The 19,326-nt window shown below is 60.4% G+C and carries 22 protein-coding genes and 1 other RNA gene; 7 read left to right on the top strand and 16 right to left on the bottom strand.

Translation table 11 applies throughout. The features are described 5' to 3' along the window. Positions 1 to 23 precede the first annotated feature (23 nt). Complete coding sequence (locus BM131_RS15195; protein ID WP_090190850.1) at positions 24 to 410, top strand: hypothetical protein; 387 nt, start codon at positions 24 to 26, stop codon at positions 408 to 410. Positions 411 to 413: 3 nt separating this feature from the next. Here BM131_RS15195 and BM131_RS15200 read toward each other — a convergent pair whose 3' ends face one another. From BM131_RS15200 to BM131_RS15225, 6 genes are all read right to left on the bottom strand, one after another. Next, on the bottom strand, positions 414 to 1,217 hold the full coding sequence (locus BM131_RS15200) for an SDR family NAD(P)-dependent oxidoreductase (protein WP_090190852.1): 804 nt from the start codon (positions 1,215 to 1,217) through the stop codon (positions 414 to 416). Positions 1,218 to 1,232: 15 nt separating this feature from the next. Beyond that, the gene (locus BM131_RS15205) at positions 1,233 to 2,210 is read right to left on the bottom strand and encodes a class I SAM-dependent methyltransferase (RefSeq protein WP_090190853.1); all 978 of its coding nucleotides are present in this window, start codon (positions 2,208 to 2,210) and stop codon (positions 1,233 to 1,235) included. A gap of 24 nt (positions 2,211 to 2,234) precedes the next feature. Beyond that, a complete protein-coding gene (gene clpS, locus BM131_RS15210) occupies positions 2,235 to 2,579 on the bottom strand; it encodes an ATP-dependent Clp protease adapter ClpS (protein WP_090190855.1) in 345 nt (114 codons plus the stop codon). A gap of 115 nt (positions 2,580 to 2,694) precedes the next feature. Further along, positions 2,695 to 3,297, bottom strand: a complete 603-nt coding sequence (locus BM131_RS15215; protein ID WP_245754266.1) for an SCO family protein — start codon at positions 3,295 to 3,297, stop codon at positions 2,695 to 2,697. Between the two features lie 9 nt (positions 3,298 to 3,306). Then, positions 3,307 to 3,831, bottom strand: coding sequence for a copper chaperone PCu(A)C (locus tag BM131_RS15220; protein ID WP_090190856.1), 525 nt, complete (start codon positions 3,829 to 3,831; stop codon positions 3,307 to 3,309). Between the two features lie 92 nt (positions 3,832 to 3,923). Then, positions 3,924 to 4,277 (bottom strand): hypothetical protein, encoded by a 354-nt coding sequence (locus tag BM131_RS15225; protein WP_139222645.1) that lies wholly within the window; start codon positions 4,275 to 4,277, stop codon positions 3,924 to 3,926. 298 nt (positions 4,278 to 4,575) lie between these two features. On the opposite strand from BM131_RS15225, the gene BM131_RS15230 reads away from it, so the two are divergent. Beyond that, entirely contained in the window at positions 4,576 to 5,907 is a 1,332-nt protein-coding gene (locus tag BM131_RS15230) for a D-alanyl-D-alanine carboxypeptidase family protein (RefSeq protein ID WP_090190882.1), read from the top strand. 139 nt (positions 5,908 to 6,046) lie between these two features. Here the strand turns inward: BM131_RS15230 and BM131_RS15235 are convergent, their stop codons facing one another. The 6 genes from BM131_RS15235 to BM131_RS15260 form a co-directional block, all read right to left on the bottom strand. Next, positions 6,047 to 6,565, bottom strand: coding sequence for a redoxin domain-containing protein (locus BM131_RS15235; RefSeq protein WP_175499368.1), 519 nt, complete (start codon positions 6,563 to 6,565; stop codon positions 6,047 to 6,049). Positions 6,566 to 6,659: 94 nt separating this feature from the next. After that, the gene (locus tag BM131_RS15240) at positions 6,660 to 8,255 is read right to left on the bottom strand and encodes an ABC transporter ATP-binding protein (protein ID WP_090190860.1); all 1,596 of its coding nucleotides are present in this window, start codon (positions 8,253 to 8,255) and stop codon (positions 6,660 to 6,662) included. After that, positions 8,252 to 9,385, bottom strand: a complete 1,134-nt coding sequence (locus BM131_RS15245) for an ABC transporter permease (RefSeq protein WP_090190886.1) — start codon at positions 9,383 to 9,385, stop codon at positions 8,252 to 8,254. Before BM131_RS15245 ends, BM131_RS15240 begins: the two co-directional genes overlap by 4 nt. A gap of 34 nt (positions 9,386 to 9,419) precedes the next feature. After that, positions 9,420 to 10,496: a microcin C ABC transporter permease YejB gene (locus BM131_RS15250; RefSeq protein ID WP_090190861.1), complete on the bottom strand. Its 1,077-nt coding sequence runs from the start codon at positions 10,494 to 10,496 to the stop codon at positions 9,420 to 9,422. A gap of 6 nt (positions 10,497 to 10,502) precedes the next feature. Beyond that, the gene (locus BM131_RS15255) at positions 10,503 to 12,398 is read right to left on the bottom strand and encodes an extracellular solute-binding protein (RefSeq protein WP_090190863.1); all 1,896 of its coding nucleotides are present in this window, start codon (positions 12,396 to 12,398) and stop codon (positions 10,503 to 10,505) included. Between the two features lie 159 nt (positions 12,399 to 12,557). Continuing rightward, positions 12,558 to 13,082 (bottom strand): c-type cytochrome, encoded by a 525-nt coding sequence (locus tag BM131_RS15260; protein ID WP_090190888.1) that lies wholly within the window; start codon positions 13,080 to 13,082, stop codon positions 12,558 to 12,560. A 131-nt stretch (positions 13,083 to 13,213) separates the two neighbouring features. Between BM131_RS15260 and BM131_RS15265 the strand changes: the two genes are divergently transcribed. Next, positions 13,214 to 14,059, top strand: a complete 846-nt coding sequence (locus tag BM131_RS15265; RefSeq protein WP_090190865.1) for a prephenate dehydratase — start codon at positions 13,214 to 13,216, stop codon at positions 14,057 to 14,059. Here the strand turns inward: BM131_RS15265 and BM131_RS15270 are convergent. Next, entirely contained in the window at positions 14,056 to 14,520 is a 465-nt protein-coding gene (locus BM131_RS15270) for an SRPBCC family protein (RefSeq protein WP_090190866.1), read from the bottom strand. The two genes, BM131_RS15265 and BM131_RS15270, sit on opposite strands and share 4 nt — an antisense overlap. 57 nt (positions 14,521 to 14,577) lie before the next feature. Continuing rightward, the gene (nudC, locus tag BM131_RS15275; RefSeq protein ID WP_090190868.1) at positions 14,578 to 15,531 is read right to left on the bottom strand and encodes an NAD(+) diphosphatase; all 954 of its coding nucleotides are present in this window, start codon (positions 15,529 to 15,531) and stop codon (positions 14,578 to 14,580) included. Positions 15,532 to 15,667: 136 nt separating this feature from the next. Between nudC and ffs the strand changes: the two genes are divergently transcribed. Further along, positions 15,668 to 15,765: signal recognition particle sRNA small type (ffs, locus tag BM131_RS15280), an RNA gene on the top strand. A 66-nt stretch (positions 15,766 to 15,831) separates the two neighbouring features. Next, a complete protein-coding gene (gene rsgA, locus BM131_RS15285) occupies positions 15,832 to 16,851 on the top strand; it encodes a ribosome small subunit-dependent GTPase A (RefSeq protein ID WP_090190869.1) in 1,020 nt (339 codons plus the stop codon). Here the strand turns inward: rsgA and BM131_RS15290 are convergent. Further along, positions 16,848 to 17,264, bottom strand: a complete 417-nt coding sequence (locus tag BM131_RS15290) for a protein-tyrosine phosphatase family protein (RefSeq protein WP_139222646.1) — start codon at positions 17,262 to 17,264, stop codon at positions 16,848 to 16,850. The two genes, rsgA and BM131_RS15290, sit on opposite strands and share 4 nt — an antisense overlap. A 123-nt stretch (positions 17,265 to 17,387) precedes the next feature. After that, a complete protein-coding gene (ychF, locus tag BM131_RS15295; protein WP_090190873.1) occupies positions 17,388 to 18,485 on the bottom strand; it encodes a redox-regulated ATPase YchF in 1,098 nt (365 codons plus the stop codon). 74 nt (positions 18,486 to 18,559) lie between these two features. Between ychF and BM131_RS15300 the strand changes: the two genes are divergently transcribed. Together BM131_RS15300 and BM131_RS15305 are read left to right on the top strand one after the other, a co-directional pair. After that, a complete protein-coding gene (locus tag BM131_RS15300) occupies positions 18,560 to 19,024 on the top strand; it encodes a VOC family protein (protein ID WP_245754267.1) in 465 nt (154 codons plus the stop codon). A 76-nt stretch (positions 19,025 to 19,100) separates the two neighbouring features. Further along, positions 19,101 to 19,326, top strand: a 226-nt coding sequence (locus BM131_RS15305; RefSeq protein ID WP_139222647.1) for a transposase, incomplete at its 3' end; no start/stop codon positions are given.

The following is a 19,326-nucleotide window of genomic DNA, read 5'->3' on the forward strand; positions in this document are numbered from 1 at the left end:
ACACCCTCTACCGGAGCCCTGATATGCGGTATCTTCTGCCCCTCGCCCCACTTGCCCTGCTGGCCGCTTGCGCCACGCCGCAACAGCAATGCCTGAACAATGTGTCAGAGCCGCTGCGTGTGAACGCCTTTTTGATTGCGCAAACGCAGGCTAATCTGGATCGCGGCTTTGCCGTTGACCAGCAGCAGCGCGTCAGCCGGGGCTTTGATATGTGCCGCCAGCGTGACCGCGACGGCAACGTGTCGACCACGCTTTGTCCCACAACGCGGGTGAAGACAGTCAATGTGCCGCAGGCGATCAATATGGATGTGGAACGCGGAACGCTCGATCAACTGCTGGCGCGGCAAGCGATTTTGGAAAAGCAGGCTAGCGCCGCGACAAACCAATGCCGCCTGCTGTATCCTGAATAGCGCCTAGTGAACAGCGATGGCGGCGGGATCGACCAACGTGCGACCGCCGTCCAGCGTCACGATCTGACCCGTCACAAAGCTCGACGCATCAGAGGCAAGGTATTGCACCGTGTCCCCGACCTCTGCCGCGTTGGCAAGGCGGCCCATGGGCGTGGCGTCTAGGATCGCGCTGCGGGCGTGTTCGTGATCGCGCATCCAGCCGAGCAAATTGTTGGACAGCACCGATCCGACGGATACGCCGTTCACCCGGATCTGCTGGGGCGCAAGCGCGACCGCCATAGAGCGTGTCATCTGATCCAGCGCCGCATTCGCGATGGAAAAGCCCATCAAGTCAGGATGCGCCCGCTGGCCTGCGATGGATGATAGGTTCACGATGGACCCGATGGGGCCGTCTTCGCTAGGTGCCTTTTGTTTGACAAAGCGCCGCGCGATGGCCTGCGACAGGCGCAGCGGCATCATCAGGTTCTGCTGCATCAGTTCTTCGACAGAGTTATCTTCGGCGTCCAGCGGCGCAGTGCCAGTCACAAGACGCGCCGCATTCACCAGAATATCGACCCGGTCAAAGGCATCCACTGTCGCCGAAATCAGGTTCGCCACGCACAGCTTTTGCCGCAGATCGCCGGTAAACATCCGCACGCGGTCCTCATCGGCGGACAAATCAGCAATCTCACGCTCTAACGCTTCTTCGTTGATATCAGCGAACATAACGTTGGCACCGGCACGAACGAAGTGGCGGGCAATCGCCAAACCAATGCCGTTACCAGCACCGGTCACGATGGCCGTGCGGCCTTTGATGGAAAAAGACATGAAGCAGTCCTTTGATCAGGATTTCAGCGGGCGGGTCGCGTGAAACAGCTTAAAGCCGCCGTCGCCCGGCAGTTCTTCGACATTGCGGAAATGCTCGCGCAGCGCCGCCTCGTAAGGCAGGTGGCGGTTTGCGACCATCCACAGCTTGCCATGCGCGGCCAGCATCCGGGCAGCACCCGCGATAAAGCCTTGGCCTAGCGATGGTGTGCCCTTGGACCCGGTATGGAACGGCGGGTTCATCACGATGCCATCGTATTTCGTGGCGGGCTTGAACGTCAGCGCATCGCCCCAGTGGAACGCGGCGCGGGGGTCGGTCACGTTAAGGCGTGCGCAATCCAGCGACAGCGCCTCTGCTTCGATCAAGTCCAGCGATTTGACGCCATCGCGCCCCAGCACGGCTTGGCTCAGATAGCCCCAGCCTGCGCCAAGGTCGGCCATACGGTTGGGCAGTTTCGCAGGCAACGCGCCCGCCAGCAAGGCAGAGCCCTTGTCGATTGCGCCGTCAGAAAAGACGCCAGCGGTGGTGTAAAAGCCGTGATCGCCAACTTCGGGCGGCGGAGCGGCCCAGTCTGCCAGCTTGTCCGTGGCATTGAACCAGAACAGACGGCCCTTGGCCTTGGGCAGGGATGGCAGATCGCCCAGCACGGCGCGCACATCCTTGAACAGGCTATCGATGCCGTCGGTACGCTGACCGTCAACAATCACGACCTGCCCCAATGCACAGGCCTGCGCGATCATCGACCGCGCCAGCGCCTTGGACCGGGGCACAGTGACGATCATCGTCGGCGATGCGGCGGTGTCTTGGCCGACGGCATAGCCTGCTTGCGCAAAGGCGTTGGCGTCGGGGGCAAAGCCATGACTGATGCGAATATCGCGGTCCGCCAGCGGCGACAGGTCATAGTCGGCGGCGGGGCGCATGACTGTGACAGGGCCTGCAGGCAGGGTCACAAGTTCGTCGTTCAAGACGGTGAAAAGGCGGGATGTTGCGGCCATCAGGGGCGGAACAGCGCGGCGGCGCTATTCCTTCTCCATCGTGCATTGCAGCGGATGCTGGTGACGTTGAGCATAATCCATGACCTGCGCCACCTTTGTTTCTGCGATTTCGTGGCTATAGACGCCGACAACCGCGACGCCTTTTTTGTGGACGGTCAACATGATGTCGAACGCCTGCGCGTGGGTCATACCAAAAAAGCGTTCCAGCACCATGACGACAAATTCCATCGGCGTGAAATCGTCATTCAGGATCAGCACTTTATAAAGCGGAGGCTTGGCCGTCTTTGGCTTTGTCTTCAGCACGACGCCGATGTCGCTTTCGCCGTCATCGTCGTTATTGGCCGCCATGATGTCGTGTCGCGTCTGCATCGAGACTCCGGTCCTGCATCCATGTGAATAAGGCTGTCTATATAGTCGGAAATGGCCACAAGAAAACCCCCTGCGATCCGGCAGGACCGCAAGGGGGTCGATATGCCGCCCCTGCCTAGCTGGCGATCATCCGTCTGATTTTCGCAAGCGCGCGATCGGTGCCTTCTTGATAGCCGATCGGTTCATAAAAGCGGCCCTGATCGTCGAACAACAGCACAGAGGCGGAATGGTCCATCGTATAGCCGCCGCCATCCAGCGGCACTTGGCGGGCATAGATTCGGAACGCCGCCTCTGCCGCCTTTACCTGTTCTGGCGTGCCAGACACACCGGTCACGCCGGGCACCCAAGAGACATAGTCGCGCAGGGTGTCCACCGTGTCACGTTCGGGATCAACTGTGACGAAATAGACGTTCAGCGCTTGGCCGTCCGTGGCCAGCGCCTCTTGCCACATCGACACATCGCCTAGGGTTGTCGGGCACACCTCTGGGCAGTGGGTGAAGCCGAAAAACACCGCTGTCGCGCCGCCTTTCAGGTTGTCAGAGGTGAAGGCCCCGCCGTCGGTTGTCGTCAGCGCGTAATCGCCCTGCCCCAGCGTATCGGTCAAATTCAACGGATCGCTGCCGTCCGGCCCGGCCAGTTGCAGCCAGACCAAAGCGCCAAGGGCCACCACCACGGCACCCCACAGCGCAAAGCCTGCGCGTTTCATATTGCGTGTCATCAAAAGCCCCTAGTGCGCCATCTTGGCCGCGGTCGCGCCAACGGGCAGCACCACGTCAATTTCGCCGGCGGTTTCAAACGTCAGGGTGACGGTGACGACCTCTCCTTCAACCAAAGGCTGGTTCAAATCCATGAACATCAGATGAAAGCCGCCGGGTTGCAGGGTCACGGATTCACCCGCTGGGATCGGCAAACCTGCTGGCAGCTCGCGCATTTTCATCACGTCGCCTTGCATCGCCATTTCGTGGATCTGGGTGTCACCTGCGATGCTGCTGGTGGCCCCAATTAGCGTGTCATCGACAGTGCCCGCGTTGGTCACAGTCAGAAAACCGCCCGCGACAGGGGCGTTCGGCAGGGTTGCGCGGGTGAATGTACCTGCGATGGTCAGATCGCCAAGCGTGTAGGTGGCGCCGCCCGCATGATCCATTGCGCTATGATCCACGTTGCCGTGCATCATCGTGCCGTCTGCAGTTTGAGCCTGTGCTGCGGCGCAAAGGGTCAGGGCGGCTGCAAGTGTTAGTGTTGTCAGTTTCATAACATATCTCCGGTATCGCTGGACGCGTGCGGACACACCGCAACCCGCGCCTGTGGAATTGACTGAAAAACACGCCTAAGGGGCGCGGTGGATCAGACCGAAGTGGGGGGCGCGCGGGACCGGACATGGGGATCGCCGCTTTGCGATCCGGCGATCAGGTCGGATTGATCCGCCAGATCGAACACCGTGGACAGGCGAAATTCGCGCGGACTGGCGTGACAGGATGGCGGATCGGGCAGCAGGTGACAAAACGGGCAATGATTGTGGCCCGAAATCGGACCATCGCCGCACAAATCATCTGCCGACGCACCAAGGGCGACGAGCATCTGAACCGCAGCAGCCTGCGCAGGTGTCGGTGCCTTTTGCGCAGCAGACGTGATGCTGGACACCGCAACGACAAGAATCGCAGTCAGGGTCAGCAAGGTGTGGCGCAGGTGGCGGATCATTGCCAACGCATACAAAACTGGCGTGCGATCTGTAAGAGGCCTTTACGTCGCAACCACGCCGACCCACCGCATCTAGACGTGCGCACCACAACGCCCCACTACATCTGGAAATTGTGCAGAAAGACCACAGTCAAAGCCTTTGAAAATTAGCTATTTTCGCCTGTACCGCGCCTGTGTTAGCGTTAATGTAATAACAATGGTCACCGAAAAAATTCGGGGCTTTGAGGCAGATTCGTAAAAAGAGGCAAGAGACGTGCAAAACCGTCCCCATACCCGCGCTATGCGTGCGATTTCCGTGATGCTATTCCTTGCGTTGACGCCGGTGGTCGCATTCGCTGCCCCCTACGCCGCCTACGTGATGGATGCCCGCACCGGAGAGCAGCTGTATTCGCAAAACGCCGATACCCGCCTGCACCCCGCGTCCCTGACCAAGATGATGACCCTTTATATCGCCTTCCAAGCGATCCAGCGCGGAGAGATCACGCTTGATTCAATGGTTACCGTCACCAGCAACGCATCGGCAGAGCCGCCCAGCAAACTGGGTCTAAAGACCGGCCAGCAGATCAAGCTGCGCTATCTTTTGCGCGCTGCGGCTGTGAAATCGGCAAACGACGCTGCCACCGCGATTGGCGAGGCGATTTCGGGATCTGAAGAGGCATTCGCCGTCCGCATGAACCGTACCGCCGCTGCGATGGGCATGACCAACACGACCTTTAAAAACGCCAACGGCCTGACCCAAGAGGGCCATTTGTCCACCGCCCGCGACATGAGCGTGCTAGGCCGCCACGTCATTTATGACTTCCCCCAGTATTATAACCTGTTCTCGCGCCGCACCGCTGATGCAGGCATCGCCGAAGTACGCCACACGAATCGCCGGTTTCTGGACAGCTATGAAGGTGCCGACGGCATCAAGACCGGCTTTACCAATGCGGCCGGCTTTAACCTTGTTGCCTCTGCGCAGCGCGGCCAAGAACGCATTATCGCGACCGTCTTTGGCGGCACATCGACCGCGCAGCGCAACGGCAAGATCAAAGAGCTGATGGACATGGGCTTTAACCGCGCGCCAGCGAACGCAACGCTGCAGCGGCCCCAGCCGCCTTCGGCTGCACCTGCGACCGATCCCTTGCTCGTATCCTCCAACGTTGGCCCGGCCACGAATGGCGGCGCGGGCAAGACCGTCCGCGTGTCTGGCCGCGTATCCCGCAGCTTGCGCCCCGCCGCGCGTCCAACACAGGCCGTCAGCGCACCCGTGCAGCTGGCCGTCGACACGGACCTGATCAACTCGGTTCTGGCAGAGGCCGTTCAGGTCGCCGCCGTCGCCCCTGCAGCCGGAGCCATCGCATCTGCCCCCGCCGCACCAGAGGTTGTCACGCGGATCTCGACGTCTGGCGGGCGCCATTGGGGCGTTAACGTCGGCCGTTACAATTCCCGCTATGAAGCGGAAAAGGTGCTTTTGCGCGTAGCTTTGAACGAAATGAGCACGCTAGACGGTGCTGTGCGCCGCGTAACGCAGAATGCCCGTGGCTTTGATGCCAACTTTATGGGTTTAACGCGAGAAGGTGCCGATTTAGCCTGCCGACGCTTGCAGGCCCGTAGCCAATCGTGCTTCATGATCGGGTCAGAGGGTTAATAGCCCTCGCTAGCGACAATCGGATGGCCGATTTGGACGATCGTTCGCCATCTGTGATGCCGACGCTGCCGGGAAACCGGCGGCGTCGTTTTCGTTTGGGGGGGGGTGGCAGAGGGCGCTTTAGCCCCCTGCCCCGCCATCAGGCGGTGCCGCGCACGGGGCGATCGTTGGTGATGTTGAACTTCATGCCGTCCAGCAACTCTTCTAGATCAGGACGTGCAGCTGGCCCGTTCGAGATATCGACCAGCATCAGCGTGCCATTAGGCCGGATCGCGAAGGCGCCTGGTTCCGCGAACATTTCGGTCGTTTCCGCATCCGACAGTGGCTCTGACACGTAAAGCCCCAATGCGCGCATCTGATCGACGCTAAGGCCATAGCACAGATCGAAGTCCCAGCCGAATTCCGCCTTATCCGCAATTGCCTTGTCCTGCGTATCAGCCGACACGACCGCGACGTCCATGACGTCCGTCCACTGCGGCAGCACGGCATTCAGCTTGTTCAAAAAGCGTTTGCACCGCGGGCAGTGGCGACCGCGATAGACGAACAGCATCGTCCAGCGATCCTTTGGCGCGCCAATCGTGACGGTTCCGTCCTGCCCTGCGATGGCAAAGGTCATCTGTTCGACTTGTGCGCCGACGTTCGGCTTGGCTGTGGTCATCTGCTGTCCTACTGATTTGGTTTAAGAAATGGCTTGCGGCACACTGGCCCAAAACTTTCCCAATCAGCAAGTCACAATCCCCGGATCAAATCCTTCAGACGGCCCGCCCTTCAAAAGCGGCAGCCATCAGGGCGCGGGTGTAGTCAGTTTGGGGCGCGTCAAAGATATCTGCCGCGCTGCCCGCCTCGACCACGTCGCCCTGTTTCATCACCATGACCTTGTGCGACATGGCGCGCACGACCTTCAGGTCGTGGCTGATAAAGATATAGGCAAGCCCGTACCGCTGCTGCAGATCGCGCAGCAGATCAACGATCTGCACCTGCACAGTCATATCCAAGGCGCTTGTCGGCTCGTCCAGCACCACTAGTTTGGGGCGGAGAATCATTGCGCGGGCGATGGCGATGCGCTGGCGCTGCCCGCCAGAGAATTCGTGCGGGTAGCGGTCCATCAGGACGGGATCAAGGCCGACCTCTGCCATGATCTCTGCCACCATGTCGCGCGGTTTGCGGGCCGGGTCGATGCGATGGATCGTCAGCCCTTCTGCGATAATCTGCTCGACCGTCATGCGCGGCGACAGGCTGCCAAAGGGGTCCTGAAACACGATCTGCATGGCAGAGCGCAGGGGGCGCATCTGGCGTTGGTTGTGGTCCTGAATGTCCTGCCCTTGGAAGCGGATCCGCCCTTCTGATGCAATCAGACGCATGATCGCCAGTGCCATGGTCGTCTTGCCGGAACCCGATTCGCCGACGATGCCTATCGTCTCGCCTGCCCGGACGGACAGGTTCGCGTCGTTCACGGCCTTGATATGCCCGACCGTGCGCTTCATCAGCCCGCGGCGGATCGGGAACCAGATTTTCAGATGATCCGTCTGAACGATAACTGGCGCGTCAGTAGCAACCGGGCCGGGCGTGCCGACGGATTCAGCGGCCAACAGCATCTGGGTATAGGGGTGCTGGGGGCTGGCAAAAATCTCGGCCGTGGGGCCGGTTTCAACGATGACGCCGTCCTTCATCACGCAGACCCGGTCGGCGATCTTGCGCACGATGGTCAGGTCATGGGTGATGAACAGCATCGACAGCCCTGTGTCGCGCTTTAGCTCTGCCATCAGTTCCAGAATTTGTGCTTGGATCGTGACATCCAGTGCTGTCGTCGGCTCGTCCGCGATCAACAGATGCGGGCCGTTCGCCAGCGCCATCGCGATCATCACGCGCTGACGTTGGCCGCCGGACAGCTGGTGGGGATAGGCCTCTAGCCGCTCCTCAGGCTCGCGGATGCCAACTTGCGTCAGCAGTTCGATCACGCGGGCGCGGACGGCGTCGCCGCGCAGGCCCTGGTGCAACTCGATGGATTCGCCCAACTGCCGCTGGATCGTGTGCAGCGGGTTCAGCGATGTCATCGGCTCTTGAAAGATAAAGCTGATGTCGTTGCCGCGCACCCGCATCAGGTCGCGTTCCGGCGCGCCGACCATCTGGGTGCCGTCATAGGTGATCGACCCCGTGACCTGCGCCGAATCGCCCAGCAACTGCACCGTGGACAAGGCGGTCACGGATTTGCCCGACCCGCTTTCGCCGACGATCGCGACGGTTTCACCCTTATGCACCTGAAACGACACCCCGCGCACGGCGTGGGTCGTGTCGCCGTCCTGCCGGAAGGAAACGTTCAGGTCGCGGACATCAAGCAGGACGGTCAAGAGAAGGTCTTTCTGGGGTCGAACGCATCACGCACCCCTTCGAAAATGAACACCAGCAGCGACAGCATGATCGCAAAGGTAAAGAAGGCGGTGAAGCCAAGCCACGGTGCCTGCAGGTTCTGTTTGGCCTGCAACGTAAGCTCGCCTAATGACGGAGCAGAGGATGGCAAGCCAAAGCCAAGGAAATCCAGCGTCGCGAGCGTGCTGATGCCCCCTGTGATCAGGAAGGGCAGCATTGTGACGGTGGCGACCATGGCGTTGGGCAGGATGTGCCGCATCATGATCGTCCGGTCGCGCACGCCCAAGGCCCGCGCCGCACGGACGTATTCAAAGTTACGCGCCCGCAGGAATTCCGCGCGCACAAGGCCCACAAGTGACGTCCAGCCAAACAGCACGATTAAGAACACCAGCAGCCAGAAACTTCGCCCCAGAATCGCGAACATAATGATGATGACGTAAAGCGACGGGATACCGGTCCAAATCTCGATCACGCGTTGAAAGGTCAGATCGACCCAGCCGCCGAAATAGCCCTGCACCGCACCGGCCACGATGCCAATCAACGATGACGCCACGGTCACGATCAGGGTAAAAACGATGGACAGGCGGAAGCCATAGATCACACGCGCAACCACATCGCGCTTGGTGTCATCCGTGCCCAGCCAGTTGTTGGCGTCAGGGGCGGACGGTGCCACGCCCGGCACGTCAACGATGGTGTTGTAGCTATAGGGGATCAGCGGCCAGACCATCCAACCCTTTTGGTAGTTCGGATCGTCAATCGTGCCTGCGTTCGACGCCGCAATGGTGGCTTCGGGATCGTCAAAGCACATATCCGCAAGGCCGCCCGTGGCGATCAGGCACTTCACCTCGACGTCGGTGTAGCCCGCTTCGGTCAGGAAATCGCCGCCAAAGTCCGCCTCTGAATAGAAGCCAAAGATCGGCATCCGCAATTCGCCGCGGTAGTCGACCAGCAGGGGTTTGTCGTTGGCGATGAATTCGGCCAGCAGCGACAGGCCGAACAGGATCGCGAAAATCCAAAGCGACCAGACGGCCCGGCGGTTGCGTTTAAAGTTGCGCCAGCGGCGCTGGTTAAGCGGCGACAGGTACGGCGCGCGGGATTTGGCTGCGCCCATCAGCGCCTGTTCATTTGGGTCGATATTGGTCATGTCAGCCCCTCGCCTCGAAATCGATGCGCGGATCGATGAACATATAGGTCAGATCGGTGATGATCCCGACGACAAGCCCCATCAAGGAAAACGCAAACAGCGTGCCAAAGACGACAGGATAATCGCGGGCCACAGCGGCCTCGTACCCTAAACGGCCTAAACCATCGAGGCTGAACAGCGTCTCGATAATCAACGAGCCGCCAAAGAAGACAGAGATAAACAACGCCGGAAAGCCAGAGATCACGATCAGCATGGCGTTGCGGAAGACGTGGCGATACAGGATCGTCCGCTCTCCCAATCCCTTGGCCTTGGCGGTCAGAACGTACTGCTTTTTAATCTCGTCCAGAAAGCTGTTCTTGGTCAGCAAGGTCAGCGTTGCGAAACTGGCGATGGTCATCGACAGCACTGGCAAGGCGATGTGCCAGAAGTAGTCGCCGATCTTGCCCAGCATCGACAGGTCGTCAAAGTTCGTCGACGTCAGTCCGCGCAGCGGGAAAATGCGCCAATAGCTGCCGCCTGCAAAAAGCACGATAAGTAGGATCGCGAACAAAAAGCCCGGGATCGCATAGCCGACGATAATCGCACCGCTGGTCCAAGTGTCGAACTTTGACCCGTCGCGCACCGCCTTTTTGATGCCCAGCGGGATCGAGATCGCGTAGGCGATCAACGTCGTCCACAGGCCTAGCGTGATCGACACGGGCATTTTTTCCATGACCAGATCGAACACCGAAATCGACCGGAAATAGCTTTGGCCAAAGTCGAACCGCACGTAGTTCCACATCATCGACAGGAACCGCTCCAGCGGCGGCTTATCGAAACCGAACTCTTTTTCCAGCTCTTCAATGAACCCCGGCGGCAAGCCGCGCGATCCAATGTAGTCACTGCCGCCGCCATCAACCAGCTCTCCGCCGCCGCCGCCAGAGATGCCCTCGAACACGTCACCGCCGCCTTCCATCTGGGCGATGATCTGTTCAATCGGGCCGCCGGGGACGAATTGCGTCAGGGTAAAGTTCACCACCATGATCCCGATCAGAGTCGGAATCACCAGCAGCAAGCGGCGTAGGATATAGGCGCTCATGTCAGGTCAGCGCAGCGCGCCGGACGCCTTCAGCGCCTCGGCTTTATCGGCGTTGAACCACCAGAAATCCGTCTCTCCAAGCGCGTAGGGCGGCAGGTTTTCTGGATGCTCGAACATGTCGTAATAGGCGACGGTATAGACCGCCTTGAACCATTCCGGCACCCAAAACCCCTTGGCCCGCAGGACGCGGTCCAGCGCGCGGGTTGCGGCATGCATGTCATCGGCCGTCTGGGCGGCCACGACCGTGTCGATCAGGCTGTCGACAGCCGGATCGGCGAGGCCCATCAGGTTGCGGCTGCTATCCTCGGCGGTCTCGGATCCGAACCACTGCTTCAGCTCTGTCCCCGGCTCTAGCTGCATCGAGAAGCTATGCGTCACGATATCCCAGTCGCCCGACCGCGTGCGTTCGGTTTCCTGCGCCGGATCAACGCGGTCCAGTTTGGCATTCACGCCCAGCCGCTTTAGGTTTTCGACATAGGGATTAATCACGCGGTCAAACGCCGGGCTGCTTTCTAGGAAAGCCACATCCAACGTCTTGCCATCCTTGCGGCGAATCCCGTCATCACCGGCAATCCAGCCCGCATCGTTCAGCAGGGCAGATGCACTGCGCAGGTTGCCCCGGTCCAGCTGGTTTGCGTTGGATGTCGGGGCCATCGTGACCTCGTCCGTCAGGATGGCGGCGTCCAACAAACCTTGATCGACCAGCGGCTGCAGCACGGCGAGCTCTTCTGGCGTGGGCGTGCCCTTCGCCTCCATCTCTGTGTTGGCCCAAAAGGATTCGACTCGGTCGTAAAGGCCGTAAAACAGCGTCTCGTTCGACCATTCGAAATTGAACATCAGCCTGATCGCCTCTCGGACCGCCGGGTCCTGAAACTGGCTGCGCTTAAGGTTAAAGATAAATGACTGCGCGCTTGGCAGGCTGCCGTTGGGCAGTTCTGCCTTGATCACGCTTCCGTTCTGGATGCCGGGAAAATCGTATCCCGTCGCCCAACTCAGGGACGAATTTTCCACGCGGAAGGTATATTCGCCCGCCTTAAACGCCTCGAACGCGGTATCGCCGTCGGCGAAGTATTCAATGCGGATGGAATCAAAGTTGTTGCGGCCCAGATTGATCGGCAGGTCCGCGCCCCAGAAGTTTGGATTGCGGCCATAGGTCAGGCTGCGGCCATAGTCGAAATCTGCCAGCATATAGGGACCCGTGCCCATGGGCGGTGTTTTCCATGTCTGGTCGATCCGGCGGCCATCGCGCTCCCACTCTGCCTTGGAAAACGGCGGGAATGTCGCGGCAAGGCCGATGCGGTCGCGCAGGGGCGCGTCATCGCCAAAGGTGAATTTGATTCGGTGAGGGTCCAGCACCTCTACCAGTGTGATCTGGCCGTCAAAGGCAGCGCGGAATTCGGGCAGGCCCTGTTCCATAAAGGTGTCGTAGCTGAATTTGATATCATCGGCGGTCATCGGGCTGCCGTCGCTGAATGTCACGTCGTCGCGCAGGTTAAAGATGACGTAGGACAGGTCCTGCGGATACTCCATCGTTGTGCACAAATAGCAGTATAGCGCGGTAGGATCGTCCGCCGTGGTGGTCACAATCGCCTCGAACGGGGCGGTGGACATTACGGCGGTATTGCCACCGCGGAAATACGGGTTGTAGCCGTCAAAGGTGCCGGGGGCCCATTCGGAGATTTCCCCGCCCTTGGGGGCGTCCGGGTTTACATAGTCTAGATGCGGGAAATCGGCGGGGTATTTCAGATCGCCGAAATAAGAATAGCCGTGGGATTTGACCAAATCCTGCGCGCCCGCCTGCCCTGCCAAAAACATGCCACCCAGCAATAAAACCGAACCAGCCAGTAAATCCAGTGGACGCGGCACAGCAAGGGCGCGGGGGCGGCGGGGGGTCTGAGGCATCGAAGTCTCCGGTCAATGGGCTAAGCTACAGCGTAGCGCCCCGAAAGCGGGCGGCACAAGTTGCGAAAATGTAATGTCTGCGTGAACATCGGCTGGCGCAACAAAAAACCGCGCCCATTGCAGGGCGCGGTTCAAATCTTGCGCAACCTGCGCGAGCAATTAGCCCGGAATGGTTGCGAGGTATGCGATCAGGTTCGCGCGATCCTCTGGCTTGGCCAGACCCTTGAACGACATTTTGGTGCCGGGGGCATAACCTGCGGGATCTTGCAGGAAGTTATAAAGGTTCTCTTCGCTCCAGACTTCGGCGACCTGCTCTAGTGCGCCGGAATAGGCGTAGCCATCAACCGCATCGACGGCGCGGCCGACGACACCGTCCAGGTGGGGGCCGACGCCATTGGCACCGTCTAGCGCGTGGCAGGACCGGCAGTTCCGGAACACGCCTTCGCCTGCAGCCGCATCAGCAGCAGCAAAAGCGACGTCGAACGGCACTTCTTCTTCGACAGCGGCGGCTTCACCAGTTCCAGCTTCTGGAACCTCGATGACATAGGCGGCGTGCTCGCCTTCGCCGTGCCCGCCTTCGGACCCTACATAAATGGCTTCAGCCGCCCAGCCGCCCAGCAAAAACACCAGAAACGTGCCGCAAAGGCCGCCGACCACCTTGGTCATCGTCATTGTGTCGAACATGTCGCGTTCCACCCCGCTTTGATCAGTTGCGTCCTAGTATCCGTTTCCCCCCCGGATACGCAAGCTATAGTGGCGCGACGAAACGACCTGTTTGTCGCAAATGCTGCCAATTTGTCTGGGGGGACACACTTATGCCCGCAAAAATCGCCTTTCAGGGCGAACTGGGTGCCTACGGCCACCAAGCCTGCGCCGAGGCGCGGCCTGATCATGACCCCCTGCCCTGCGGCACGTTTGAGGACACGATCGAGGCCGTGCGCAAGGGCGATGCCGAACTGGGCATGATCGCAATTGAAAATTCGACCTACGGACGCGTCGCCGATGTGCATTCCCTGCTGCCCGGCAGCGGCCTGCATATCGTGGACGAAGCGTTTGTGCGCGTGCACGTCAATCTGCTCGGCGTGCCCGGTGCCAAAGTCTCCGACGTGAAACAGGCGCATGGTCATGTTGTTGTTCTGCCGCAGTGTTCCAGTTTTTTGCGCGAACATGGCATCAAGGGAATCGTCAACGCCGACAACGCCCGCGCCGCACGCGAAGTGGCCGAACGCGGCGACATTACCCAAGCCGCGCTGGCGTCAGAACTAGCCGCCGATATCTACGGCCTGCACGTTCTGGCTCGCCACATCGAGGATCACGCCCGCAACACGACTCGCTTTGTGATCATGTCGCGCGAGCCTGATTTGCGCCGCCGCGGCCGCGGCCCGATGGTCACGTCGTTTGTGTTCCGTGTGCGCAACATCCCCGCCGCGCTATATAAGGCGATGGGCGGCTTTGCGACGAACGGCGTGAACATGACAAAGCTGGAAAGCTACATGGTCGGCGGCAACTTCACCGCAACCCAGTTCTATGCGGAAATCGAAGGTCACCCAGACGATCGCAACGTGCAGCTCGCGCTAGAGGAACTGGATTACTTTACCGACCACATCAAGCTGATGGGCGTCTTCCCCGCAGCCCCGCGCCGGCACGAGCGCAGCGATTAAACGCTGCGCTTTTCGCCGTCGATGCCCACGGCGAAATCGGCAACCCGCTTTTTAAAGCGCTTGGTCAGGTTCGATTTCGCCAGCTTCAGCGATTGCAGCAGCAGACGCGCCGAAAGCGATTTCGCCGATAGATCAATCGACACAGACAGCCGCGTACGCTGGGGCGACAGGGCCACCAGTTCCACAGTTGTTTTGCCATCAAGCCCGTTTGAGGCCAAATCAATCACCACATCCGTGGGCGACTTCAGGCTCGCGACAACCGCCCGCAGCCGCCGTTCGCGGCTACGAAACGTAAACGCCACATCCCATGCAGATCCAATCGTCACCGCCTGCCCCGGATCCATCCGGCGCACATCGGCCCCGCGCCGCATCATCTGACGCTCGAACCCGGCAAAATCCGTGACCTGCGCATAGACTTTTTCAATCGGTGCTTCGATATCTTCGCGGGCGCTGAATTTCATTGAGTCTGCCTTGTCCTGTCCTGTCCGGTGCCCCGGTACTTTATGCGCGTAAAAAGCTTAACCGAGCCTGTCTGCCAACCAGTTTTCCAGCAGAAAATGGGCGATTGCACCTTTTCTGGCTGGGTTAATGTCCGGGTGCTGTCCGGCGAAAACGTCAGCCATCTCTTCGCGGGTCACCCAGCGGGCATCCTCGATTTCAGCGGGGTCGATCGTGATATCGCGGCTCGTCGCCTCGCCCGCCATGCCGCACATCAAAGATGCGGGGAACGGCCAAGGTTGGCTGGCCAAATAGCGTACATTGCCCACGCGCACGCCTGATTCTTCGAACACTTCGCGCCGCACCGCAGCCTCCAGCGCCTCTCCCGGCTCGACGAAGCCGGCCAGCAGGGAATACATCCGCTCTGGCCAGCCGGGCGAACGACCGACAAGGACAGAATTCCCATGCGTAATCAACATGATGACGACCGGATCGGTGCGCGGAAAATGGTGACGTTCGCAGGTCTGGCAATTGCGCTGCCATCCGCCCATCGCCAGATCGCTGGCGGTGCCGCAATTGGCGCAAAACCGGTGGCTGCCGTGCCACATGAACATCGCCCGCGCGGTGGCGGCGAGTTCAGCCTCGAGCGGGGTCAGGCGAGTCATGACGCCGCGCAATTCGGAAAAGGCCGGACCGCCCGGCAGCGCGGGATGCACCTGCAGGCTGGCATCCATAAAGCTGTTCAGCGCCCCGGTGTCCGCATCGTCTTGCGGCGTCCAGCCTGACAGATCGGCGGCAAAAACCGCTGCACCGTCCACACGCCCCAGCATCAGCCAATCGGGCGCGGCATCGTCCAGAATAGGGTGATCGGGCGGCAGCATCACAAGACCCGCGTCATCCATCAGCGGCTTGCCCTGCCACAAAACGATCACGCGCGAATCGGCATGCTTAGCGCGGTCAGCGGCGGTTGAACGCCACTCTGCCGCACGATCAAGGCCGCCTCCGGCGAATGTCACGGTCTCTGCAATTTTCATGCACTTGCAATCGCATGAGCCGCTGCAATGCGCAATGTTTTGAATGGGGCGGAATTCCCCCTAAACCCGGCCTTGCGGCATCAGCATTTACATCGCAGCGGGTTGCACAGCGCCCTACGCCTCGCTATATGGAAATTGAGAGGTTGGCGCGGGCGAGCGCCTCGCCAACCTGGTCAGGTCCGGAAGGAAGCAGCCATAACGAGCCCCGCTTGGGTCGTTGTCAGCCTCTCACCTAAGTTTTCCCCGCATTTGTCAGGGTCACACGCATTTGCCCTACCCCTTTCCCAAGCAGTATTCCCGTTGAGCGACCTTACGCTTGATGCCTTGGGCTGGTCGGCGTTCGAAATTGAACAGCTGACGGCAGATGACGCAAACCTGCACCCCGCGCGCATCACCAGCGTGCACCGGCGCAATGTATCCGCGCTGACGGCCAGCGGCCCCCTGACCCTTGTTGCCGACCCCGGCGTGACGACCGCCAGCTTTGCCGTCGGCGATTGGGTGATGTGCGATTTGGAATCAGCGCATTTGGTCCGCCGCCTGGATCGCCGCAGCCTGCTGCAACGCGGGGCAGAGTATAAATCAAGCCAGCGCCAGCTGATCGCAGCCAATCTAGATACCTTGTTCATCGTCACGTCCTGCAACGCCGATTTCAACGTCGCCCGGCTGGAACGCTATCTTGCCTTGGCGCATGACGCCGAAATTGCCCCCGCGATCCTGCTGACCAAAGCCGATCAGACTGATGAAGCCGCCGATTACATCGCGCAGGCGCAGGCCCTTGGTGATTTCCCCGTGCTCGCGATCAACGCCAAAGGCGCGGATGTCGCGGACGCGCTCGCGCCGTGGTGCGGGCCGGGCAAAACCGTCGCTTTGGTCGGATCATCCGGCGTGGGCAAAACAACGCTGGCGAATGGTCTGACGGGCCGCGTCGATGAAACCCAAGATATCCGCGAAGACGACGCCCGCGGCCGCCACACCACAACGAAACGGTCGATGCACGTCCTGCCCACCGGCGGCTGGCTGATCGACACCCCTGGCATGCGCGGCCTTGCGGTCGCCGATGTGACCTTTGGCATCGACGCGACATTTCCGGAAATCAGTGCCCTGACTGACGATTGCCACTTTCGCGATTGCAAGCACGAGGGCGAGCCGGGCTGCGCGGTGCAAGCTGCCGTGGACGCAGGCCTTGTCGATGCTGAACGCGTTCGCCGCTATCGCAAACTGCGGGCCGAAGACGCTCAAGCGACCGAGACAACGGCCGCCGCCCATGCCCGCAAGCGCCGGACGGGCAAGCCAACCAAATCTGCCAGTCGCCGCCGCTAACGCGTCGCCCAAATCTGCTGCGCGTGCGCCTCGACCGCGCCCGGCTGCACCGCCCGCAATCGCGCCAGCGCATTCTTCGGCGGCTCGCCATGCAGAACCATCAGGCGCAACACGGCCATCCCGGCCCTGCCGCAGTCCCCATTGCCATGAAACAAAACCCGGCGACCCGCTGCCAGTTGCGAAGTGATCCGGCTTTCAAGGCCAATCCACCGCGTTGTTGTTGGGGCGTCCGGCACACCGGAGAAGGGCATAGGCAACCCGGTCCAATCAGGCGGCGCATGACTTAGGTCTGTGCCCAGATCATGATCCAGCGCAGCCATTTCCGCAGGCCCGGTCAAGGAGACAACAAGCGCAGGCTGCCACCGCAGGATGGCCCGGAAATCAGCGGCATAGTCGCCCCCAATCCCCGGCATCGGACACATCCCAAGCTTGCCCCGCCCAACCGGCAGACGCGCGATGCGAAAGTCAGAAATCACACGCGGCATCAGCGCGCGGCGCGCCGATTTTTCGGCGAAAATCTGGCCTCTGCACGCATCTTAGGTATTGAACAAGAAGTGCAGAACGTCGCCGTCCTTGACGGTATAAGTCTTGCCTTCAGACCGCATCTTGCCCGCTTCTTTCGCAGCCTGCTCGCCGCCCAGCGTGACGAAATCATCATAGCCAATGGTTTCAGCGCGAATGAATCCACGCTCGAAATCGCCGTGAATAACGCCAGCCGCCTTAGGTGCCGATGTGCCCGCGTTGATCGTCCAAGCGCGCGCTTCTTTCGGACCGACGGTGAAGTAGGTCTGCAAATGCAGCAAGGCATAGCCCGCACGGATCAGGCGATCGAGGCCGGCCTCGGCCAGACCCATTTCGGACAGGAACATTTCTGCTTCTTCGGCGTCCAACTGGCTGATCTCTTCCTCGATCCGGGCAGAGATCACGACGGCAGAGTTACCCTCTGCCTCGGCCATGGCGCGCACGCGCTCGGACTGGCTGTTGCCTGTGGCGCTGGCTTCTTCCTCGACGTTGCAGACATACAGCACTGGCTTCGTCGTCAGCAGCTGCAGCATCCGCCACGCCTTCGCGTCTTCGGGGTCGACATCGACGGTACGCGCAGGCTTGCCGTCTTCCAGCACCTTTTGCGCGGCTTCCAGCAGACGGACCTGCTGACCGGCCTCTTTGTCACCACCGCGCACTTTGCGCTGCAGGTTCGTCAGGCGCTTTTCGATGCTTTCCAGATCGGACAACATCAATTCAGTTTCGATCACCTCAGCGTCGTTGACTGGGTCAACACGGCCTTCGACATGGGTGATATCGTCGTCTTCAAAGCAGCGCAGGACGTGGGCGATAGCATCGCACTCGCGGATGTTCGCCAGAAACTGGTTGCCCAGCCCCTCGCCCTTGGACGCGCCTTTGACCAGACCTGCGATATCGACAAAGGTCATCCGCGTTGGAATGATCTGCTTGGACCCCGCAATCTGCGCCAGTTTGTCCAAACGCGCATCGGGCACAGCCACATCGCCGACGTTCGGTTCAATCGTGCAGAACGGAAAATTTGCCGCCTGCGCAGCCGCCGTCCGCGTCAGTGCGTTGAACAGCGTGGACTTGCCGACGTTCGGCAGACCAACGATCCCCATCTTGAAGCCCATGACGCATCTCCTGTTTTAAATCCCGCTGGGGCATAGCCCCGCAGCCCTGTCCGCGCAAGCCAAAGGCTTTGGGAATGCACCGATCCGTGCTATCCTGCCGCGACATTCCGCCACAGGAGGTGAAAATGCAGCCCGTCCCTTACCTTTTCTTCAATGGCACCTGCGAAGACGCATTCCTGTTCTACGCCTCTGTCTTTGGAAATGCGCCTGATTTCATGCGCGTCAAAGGGTCACCCATGGAAGAACACCTTCCGCCAGAGGCCGCCAATGCCATCATGCACGCAAGCCTCAAGATCGGCAGCGGCCAAATCTATGGCTCCGACGATCTGGATCCCACACCGGGCGCGGCCATGGCAGGCTGTAACGTGATGGTCGAACTGCCGGACGCGGACACCGCCCGCCAACACTTTGACGCGCTATCAAAGGGCGGAGAGGTCCGTATGCCGTTCGAGGCGCATTTCTGGACGCCCGGCTTTGGTGCCTTCACCGACCGTTTCGGTATCCGCTGGATGATCGGCACCGAAGACGGCGCGCCTTAGAGCCCGATTTAAAACTATTTGAGTGAGTTCAGTGGTTTGTGATTCTGTTCGGTTGTGAAGCTGAATGGAGATCACAATGGCTTGGACTGAACTCACCCGCCGTCAACATGATCGAAAAGGCGATAAATACGCAAGCGATATGAAGGATGCGGAATGGGCGTTGATAGCGCCTTCGATGTCGCCGCCGAAGACAACTGGTCGGCCCCGTACGACATGTTTGCGCGACGTGGTCGACGCACTCCTCTACATTGCAACGACCGGATGCCAATGGCGTATGTTGCCCAACGACTTCCCGCCGGTTT

This window comes from Loktanella salsilacus, from assembly GCF_900114485.1.
In the GTDB taxonomy this organism is placed as follows: Bacteria; Pseudomonadota; Alphaproteobacteria; order Rhodobacterales; family Rhodobacteraceae; genus Loktanella; species Loktanella salsilacus.